Origin of the sequence: Psychroserpens sp. XS_ASV72, from assembly GCF_041224425.1 — a bacterium.
Classification (GTDB): Bacteria; Bacteroidota; Bacteroidia; order Flavobacteriales; family Flavobacteriaceae; genus Psychroserpens.
The window spans coordinates 116,186-124,711 of the sequence record NZ_JBGFGL010000070.1 but is presented as its reverse complement, the minus strand read 5'-3'; the positions used below and the strand labels follow the sequence as shown (position 1 = coordinate 124,711).

Sequence of the window (8,526 nt, the reverse complement as noted above, 5' to 3'; positions counted from 1 at the left end):
GATCACGTAATCTGAATCGTTCAACAGTGTCAAAGTATTTGCAACAGTGTCCTCGAGATATACCTCAACAGAAGCTGGCAAGGTAGAATCAGAGATACTGAAGGTAAGCTGCTCACCTTGGTTGGCGTTGACCCCAAGAGGAATCGTAACATCGGCAAGGTCAGAACCGTTGAGTGCCTGAAGCGCCATCGCCACACCAGTGTTGTCCTGTACCAAATGAGAGTACACCGCAAATTCAGGTGCACCGTCACCCCATACCGCTGCATCGTAACCCAGGTCAAATCCTTGAGATGCGTTAGGGTTGAAGTAGAAATCGGTACTGAAGGCCTTGTTGGTGGTATTGATGTCAAGGACCATGTATGTCAACTGAGCGTTACGACCGACGATAAAGTCGTCGCTAGTGCCAGTTGAACGGATGTCCGGAGAGAACTCTAGGTCATAAGGTCCGACATTGGCCGCATTGGCACTCACGAAGAACCCTTGTCCAGGAGCCATTACCGTAGACGGCGTTGTCGTAGCCAGGTTGTAGATGGTCCATCCGTTAGTAGCGCTACCGTCATAACCATAGATCGCTGCCGAAGCCGGTTCGAACAGGGCAAGGTTGGTAGTGCCTCCAACATCGTGCGTAAGGAACGTCTGTACGTTCATGTACGATGGGTAAGGGTTACCTACCAGGTTCCACTCCTGACGGATCGGTCCAGAGTTTTGGATATCGTTGGCCACGGTTCCGCTTTCTGCAGTACCTGTAAATGTCAATGTACCGTTGTCATCTGTTGCGGCTCTGTACCCAACACCGTCGCCACCCAAGGTAGCCGTTTCAGTATTGGCATAGGTCACGAAGTCACCGGTTGACTTATCGAAAGGACCGAAGAGGAACAATGTTCCGGCACCGTTGTCGAACAGGTTAGGGTTGGCAGCAGCGAAGTCACTGAAGGCCTGTCCAGATAAAGGAGCAGACACTAGGTCATTGCTTCCAGTGGAACCAGTACCGTTGATGTTCACGTGACGCTCGTAGTTGATGGTTCCACCAACAGTTCCGTCAAGGATCAAGCTAGAGTACGTAGTTGAGGTAGATTCTAAAGTTACGCCATTAGTGATTTCTAAGTTTATACCAGTGTTGACAATAAGTCCTGCACCTGGATTTACAATTAAAGAATTACAGGTTGTATTTGAATTAATGGTTGCATTTCCAGATTCGATAGTGATGGTGTCATTTGAAGTGGCAACTCCATTAGGATCGTTTGGTGACCATGTGCCATCAAACACATAATTAGTGATAAGAGTGCTATCTGAAACCCTAAGATAGAATCTTCCTGCTCCAGATTGTGGAGAGTCTAATGTTAAAATATAGTTAGTTGCTTTTATGTCGATTGAAGTATCAGCAACTAGGTCATCAAGATAAATTTCAGTAGTTTCAGGTAGTTGATTCACTAACAAACTAAAGGTTATTGTTTGACCTTGACTGGCAGTAATGCCAATAGGAATAGTAATGTCGGCAAGATCTAGCGTGTTTACAGCTTGCAATGCATAAGGATCTGTAAGATTGCCATCAACAAGATAAGAGTAAATAGCAAAAGAAGGAATTTCGAATACAAATTGCGCATCATATCCAAGATCAAAACCTCGAGTTGCATTTGGATTGAAATAAACATCAGTGTTGTAAGAGTTTCCTCCTGAACTTATTCCGAGTTTCAAAAAAACAAGTTCTGAGGATTGGCTAAAACTTAATAAGCTAGTGCATATAGCAATGAAGAGTAATGCTTTCTTTTTCATGGATTAATTGTCTTGTATTTGATTGAAATGCAATCTGCTACAACCAAAAATATAGTTGCCAAATATAGTAAAAGTTGTACTTTTTAGATTCTATTAATTTGAAATGTAGAAAAAATTAGTTTTTGCGTGGTTTAAAAATAAATACGCTAACACAAAAAAAGCGCACTAAAAAGTGCGCTTTCTTTTAACAAACTTAAAAAATTAATCAAAAGGATTTCCTCCTGGATCAGGTGGAGATGTTGCTTGGGCTTTTTTAGGATTCAAAACAATGAATGTTCCTATAGCTGTAAGCGCAGCATATTTCCCCATCTTCTTAAGAGCTTCCTTACGTGTTATTTGATCTTGCGATTTATGTGTTTCTTTCATAATTATCAAGAAGATTAAAAGTTAATGGCTTATTTCAAAATCACTTTTTTAGTAATGCTATGGTTACTGTTTTGTACAGTAACTAAATAAACACCACTGTTGATATTTGAAACATCAATACGATTCTGTAATAATGACTCATCAAGTTTAGTACTCAATACTTTTCTACCTTGAATATCATAAAGATCTAAGTTAGTGTTCTCGAACAACTGTCCGCTAACAACTATTTGATCAGAACTATTAAGGGCGAAGATATTCAGTTTATCAATGCTATTTTCAATAGTTGAAAGCGCATCTTCAGAATATCTCAAGTAGAAACGACCAGTACCAGATAAATTTGCATTTGGAGTCATAACATAGTCAGAATTATTTAGTAAAGTGACAGTGTTAGTTGCTACATCTTCAAGATATACGTTTACAGAAGAAGGTAACGTAGTATCGGCAATGCTGAAAGTAATTTGCTCTCCAGCGTTTGCATTAACACCTAACGGAATGGTTACATCAGAAAGGTCTGAGATATTTAATGCTTGTAGAGCCATAGACTCTCCATTGTTAGCTTGAACTAAATGTGAATACACAGCAAATTCAGAAGCAACACCACTCCAAACCTCAGCATCGTATCCTAGGTCAAAACCTTGGGTTGCGTTAGAATTGAAATAGAACTCTGTGTTGTTTGACTTATTTCCAGAAGCAAGGTTAAGTACTAAATACTTAAGCTCAGCATTTCTTCCAACGATGAAGTCATCTGTATTTCCTGTTGAACGCATTGCAGGAGTAAACTCTAGGTCATAAGCTGCAACGTTAGCCGCATCAGCGCTTACAAAGAATCCTTGTCCAGGTGCTATAACTGTAGAAGGCGTAGTAGTCGCTAAATTATAGATAGTCCAACCGTTTGTAGCACTTCCATCGTAACCGTAGATTGCTGCACTAGGTGCATCAAATAGGTTTAGGTTGGTCACGCCTGTATCTACTTCATGAGTTAGGAAATCTTGAACATTCAAGTAAGAAGGGTAAGGGTTACCTACCAAATTCCATTCTTGACGAACAGGTCCTGAATTAAGAATATTGTTGTTAACGGTACCATTTTCAGCAGCTCCAGTAAATGTCAAAGATCCATTGTCATCAGTAGCAGCTCTATATCCAATGCTAGCATCAAGTGTAGCAGCCTCAGTATCGGCATAAGTTACGAAGTCACCTGTCGTCTTATCGAAAGGACCAAATAAGAACAATGTTCCTGCACCATTATCGAAAAGGTTAGGGTTCGCAGCAGCGAAATCACTGAACGCTTGTCCTGTCAATGGCGCAGATACTAAATCGTTGCTTCCCGTTGAACCAGTACCATTAATGTTTACATGACGCTCATAAGAAAGCGTTCCAGTAACAGAACCATCAAGGATTAAACTTGAATAACTTGTTGATGTAGATTCTAAAGTTAATCCGTTAGTAGCTTCTAAAGTTACACCAGTATTTACTGTAAGCCCAGCACCTGGATTTACAGTTACAGAGTTACAAGTTGTATTTGAAATGATAACAGCATCACCAGACTCAATTACGATATCATCACTAGCAGTAGCTGTACCGTTTGGATCATTTGGAGACCAAGTTCCATTAAAAGTATAGGTAACTGGAGCAACATAAGCAGCACCAGGAGTACCACCATTGTAAAAGCCGGAAGCAACCCAATTTGCACCATCTGTATTGTCAAAAGTCACATCGATTAACTCTAATGAAGGACCATCGCCATCAGCAGCAGAAGGCCAAGGTGCACCATCATCATATGTAACGGTGTCAATAGTGATATTTGCACCACTTGGATCATAAATAACCTCAATAGTTGCAGAAGTGTTACCTAAGTTATTGGTGTCATTAGTTGTAGCAACTGGAGTCGCAATAGCACTTACATCAGGAGTAAATGGATTATCGTTGTTATATGTACCATCACCATTACTACCTAAGGCTACAGTTAAATAGCTTCCAGCTGTAATCACGGTTCCAGCAAAATCAAATGTATTACCATTATAACTTAATCTCCAGTTAGTATCCAACGTGATGTCTGAACCAGAACCATTGTAAAGTTCAACCCACTCATCATCAGTACTAGGTGTGTTGTACATGATTTCTGAAATCACTATGTCTCCTGGAAGAGGAACACCACCATCATTATCTTGTATGTCTAGGTTGAAAGTATTGTTAATGCCAACTGCAGCATTGTTTCCACCTGTAACGTTTTGGATTTCAAAAGTTAAAGTTTCAATTGGTTCAACCAATGCGTCATCAGTAATTGTTACCGTAACAGTTTGGTTTGCTGCACTTCCAGCAGGGAATGTTACTGTTTGAGTTGTGTAAGAATCAATATCAGCAGCATCACCAGCAGTTAAGACGACATCAAAAGAAGTCGGGTTAATAGCATCTTCGAAAGTAATTTCGAAAGTTAAATCATAAGTTCCAGCATTTTCAATTACTGTATCAGAAGTTGACGTAAATTGAACAGAGGTGTCTGCTGAACCTTCAACAACTAAAAACTCAGAAACATTATAGCCATCACCACCTCCGTTTTCGGAGAATTCAAATCCAACCTCCAAACTAGTAGCACCCGAAACGTCTAAACTCAATACTGAATAGTTAACAGGATCACCATTGGTTGAAGAAACAGGAGTTTCCACTCTAGAGCCTCCATCTAGGATATAGAAATATGTAAAGTTATCATCGTTAGCACCAACATTTACACCAGTAGCGGTTATATCTACAACGCTAATTCCAGTAACATCTATTACTTGACTCGTAAAAATACCTTGTCCACCCCAATCATCACTTACCAACTCACCAGCAATAACTTCAAAAATATTATCTGAACCATCAGTACCAGGTGTGGTGTCATAAGATAAGAACCAAGCATTAGGAGCAGTTCCAAAAGGACCTACTTGAGCTGGTCCAGCAGCAGGAGGAGACGAGGAATTATGAGCAGGGAAACCATCACCATCGTTTGAGAAATCTGCATCATATAATGTGCCTGGTAATACAGGTTCGTCGTTAGCCAAAATAGTTAAATCAAATGTACTGTTTGCACCAACAGCAGCAGCATTTCCACCAGTGACGTTTTGAATTTCAAACGTTAAGGTTTCGTCGGTTTCTTCAATAGCATCATCAGTGATTGTTATTGTTACTGTTTGATCAGCAGTAGATCCAGCAGGAAACGTTACCGTTTGAGTTGTATAAGCATTAATATCAGCTGCATCACCAACTGTTAGAACAACATCAAAAGAGGTTGGATTGATAGCATCTTCGTTAAGAATAGTGAATTCTAAATCGTAAGTTCCAGAGTCTTCTGCAACACTTGCCGTTGCTCCGATAAAGTTAACCTCGGTAGGAAGTGCCCCTTCTTGGATTAAGATTTCAGTAATATTCCATTCTTCAGCACCTGAACCTGCTGCAGTATCATAGAAAAATGCAAGATAAGCAGTTCCAGTAATTCCAGAAGCATCAACAACTGTTACTGTATCAGCAGATGGTGTACCTCCAGTTGATGTGTTATTAGGATCGAACGTTAAGGCCGTCCATGTAGCTAATGTTGGATCACCGAAACCAGCGTAATCAGTTGAATAACGTAATTCAAATTCGCCTGGATCATTAACGGCATCACCAAATCTCTCATTGGTAGTGACTGCAATATTCTCGTTGGAAGTTAAATCGAAATCAATACTAAAATTAGAGATCAACCAATCAACATCGTCTGGATTAGGGAATCCATTCATAGTGAACTGACCAGAACCACAAGTCCAAGAATTAGCACCACTTTGATCATAAGCGACCCATTGTGCTGCATTACAATCTGAGAAATCTTCAGTATAAGGCAATGCAATAGTAGGTGGCGCATCGTTATTGGTGATGGTTAAATCGAAAGTATTGAAAGCTCCAACAGCAGCATTAGTTCCTCCAGTCACATTTTGAATTTCAAATGTAAGTGTTTCATCATTTTCAAATGTAGCATCATCTGTAATGGTAACCGTTACTGTTTGATCAGCGGTAGATCCTGCAGGAAAGGTTACTGTTTGAGTCGTGTATGAATCAACATCGGCAGCGTCACCAACCGTTAAAACTACATCAAAAGAAGTTGCAGTAGTCGCACTTTCATTAAGGATTGTAAATTCTAATTCAAAGATACCATCACCTTCAGAAACTGAAGCAGAGGTCCCAATAAAGGCTACTTCTGTATCGCTACTTGGAGGTGCAGCGCCAATCCATTCACCTGGATCATAATCAGCAGGTGCAGACTGTGCTCCTAATGTGTGATTTGTACAACCAGCGATTGCAGAATCCGCCCAAACGTTCCATTCAGCTTCATCCCAAGTTGCATTTCCTGAAGTTACTGAAGCTGCTCTTTCTGCTCTACCATCCTCAAATTCGTGACAGGTACCAGTACCATCTTCACCAGGAACTCCAAAAATATCTACAATAGATGAAGTGTTATCAATTAAAGCAATGTTATCATCTCCATTACTATCAACAGGACCTCCAGTACCAAGTTGAATAACTGTTCCACTAAAGCTTGCAAATGTTGCCGAAAACGTAGCACTATTGGCAGCAAAAATGATAAATCCTCCTGCTGGAATAGTTCCACTTAAGGCTACATCACTCTGAGGTGCAGCATTAGCATTCGTCCATCTTCTAAGTGCCCAAGTTGATAAATCAACTGATGTGCCGCCAGCATTGTAAAGCTCTACGTACCTAGACCCAGCACTGTTGTCTGGATCAGCTATTTCCGTAATGAAAACTTGTCCAAACCCTAATCCGGAAATCATTAGGGCTAATAATAATGTGTAAATTTTTTTCATAATGTCATTAAAATTGTTTTAAAACTGTAAAAATTTAGTTTCTAAAGTATTAATTAGATTAATAGCGATAGCAAATATAAAGCAAAGTTAATCAGTATGTAGGTACTTAATATTAACAAATGTTTAATTTAGCATGATATTAACATACGCTATGGTTTTTTGACCCGATTGAATCTGAAAAGTCACAAGGGATGAAAGGCATTTGCTTATTAGTTAAGTGTTTATATCTTTCAGTTTATATTGTTGAAAACTTGTCAGAATGAAACTATTTTCCAGTTTTTTGTGGATTCGTGGAATATTCTTTACTCGGTTAATGGATTTAGAATATATTTGTTCCGAATTTAAGAGCAGCAATCAATCCTTTCGGTGAAGATTGACAGATTTTAAAATGCTCTTCAGTTAAATAAAATTAGTCAAATACAAATATACAATGGGCAAAGTAGCATTAATAACAGGAGTCACTGGCCAGGATGGTGCTTATTTAAGTGAATTTCTCTTAAAAAAAGGATATGAGGTTCATGGTGTCAAAAGACGTTCGTCTTTATTCAATACAGATAGAATAGACCATCTTTATCAAGATCCTCACGAATCTAATAGAAACTTTTTTCTTCACTATGGCGATTTAACCGATAGTACAAATCTCATTCGAATAATTCAAGAGGTGAAGCCAGATGAAATCTATAATCTTGCTGCTATGAGCCATGTTCATGTGTCATTTGAAACACCTGAATATACCGCCAATGCCGATGGTATTGGTACACTTAGGATTTTGGAAGCAGTTCGAATTTTAGGTTTGGAAAAATCAGTTCGAATTTATCAAGCGTCTACTTCTGAATTGTATGGTAAAGTACAGGAAGTGCCGCAAACGGAAAAAACACCTTTTTATCCAAGGAGTCCGTATGCTGTTGCTAAAATGTATGCCTATTGGATTACAGTTAACTATAGAGAAGCTTACGGAATGTTTGCTTGTAACGGTATCTTGTTTAATCACGAATCTCCAATACGAGGTGAAACGTTTGTAACGCGAAAAATAACTAGAGCAACCTCAAAAATTGCCCTAGGTCTTCAAGACAAAGTGTATTTAGGAAACCTTGATTCGCAAAGAGATTGGGGACATGCAAAAGACTATATTCAAATGATGTGGTTGATTCTACAAGCCGATGAACCTGAAGATTGGGTCATTGCTACCGGTAAAACCACTTCAGTTCGCGATTTTGTAAGAATGTGTTTTGCACATATTGGTGTGGAATTGGAATTCAAAGGTCAAGGTGCCGATGAAAAAGGGTATGTAAAATCGTCTTCAAATCCAGATTATCAGCTCGAAATAGGAAAGGAAGTTGTTGCTGTTGATGAAAAATACTATCGTCCAACTGAGGTCGATTTACTTATTGGTGATGCTACAAAAGCTAAGGAAAAATTAGGTTGGGTTCCTAAATATGACTTACCTGCTTTAGTCGAAGACATGATGTCTAGCGATCTAAAATTGATGAAAAAGCAGCAGTACCTTAAAGATGGTGGCTATCGAATTAAAAACTATTTTGAGTAAGAACCGCTT

The 8,526-nt window shown here is 39.2% G+C and carries 4 protein-coding genes; 1 reads left to right on the top strand and 3 read right to left on the bottom strand.

All coding sequences use genetic code 11. The annotated features are described in order from the left end of the window. The 3 genes from AB9K26_RS03715 to AB9K26_RS03705 form a co-directional block, all read right to left on the bottom strand. Positions 1-1,773 (bottom strand): hypothetical protein (locus AB9K26_RS03715; RefSeq protein WP_369971194.1); only part of this gene is annotated, 1,773 nt, incomplete at its 3' end. Between the two features lie 201 nt (positions 1,774-1,974). Beyond that, entirely contained in the window at positions 1,975-2,139 is a 165-nt protein-coding gene (locus AB9K26_RS03710) for a hypothetical protein (protein WP_369971193.1), read from the bottom strand. A 29-nt stretch (positions 2,140-2,168) separates the two neighbouring features. Further along, entirely contained in the window at positions 2,169-6,971 is a 4,803-nt protein-coding gene (locus AB9K26_RS03705) for a lamin tail domain-containing protein (protein ID WP_369971192.1), read from the bottom strand. A 430-nt stretch (positions 6,972-7,401) separates the two neighbouring features. On the opposite strand from AB9K26_RS03705, the gene gmd reads away from it, so the two are divergent. Then, positions 7,402-8,517 carry a GDP-mannose 4,6-dehydratase gene (gene gmd / locus AB9K26_RS03700; RefSeq protein ID WP_369971191.1) on the top strand — a complete coding sequence of 372 codons (1,116 nt, stop codon included), beginning with the start codon at positions 7,402-7,404 and terminating at the stop codon, positions 8,515-8,517. Positions 8,518-8,526 lie beyond the last annotated feature (9 nt).

Coding starts and splice junctions, on each gene's coding strand:
- AB9K26_RS03710 (WP_369971193.1), bottom strand. CDS start 2,139: ATGAAAGAAACACATAAATCGCAAGATCAAATAACACGTAAGGAAGCT.
- AB9K26_RS03705 (WP_369971192.1), bottom strand. CDS start 6,971: ATGAAAAAAATTTACACATTATTATTAGCCCTAATGATTTCCGGATTA.
- gmd (WP_369971191.1), top strand. CDS start 7,402: ATGGGCAAAGTAGCATTAATAACAGGAGTCACTGGCCAGGATGGTGCT.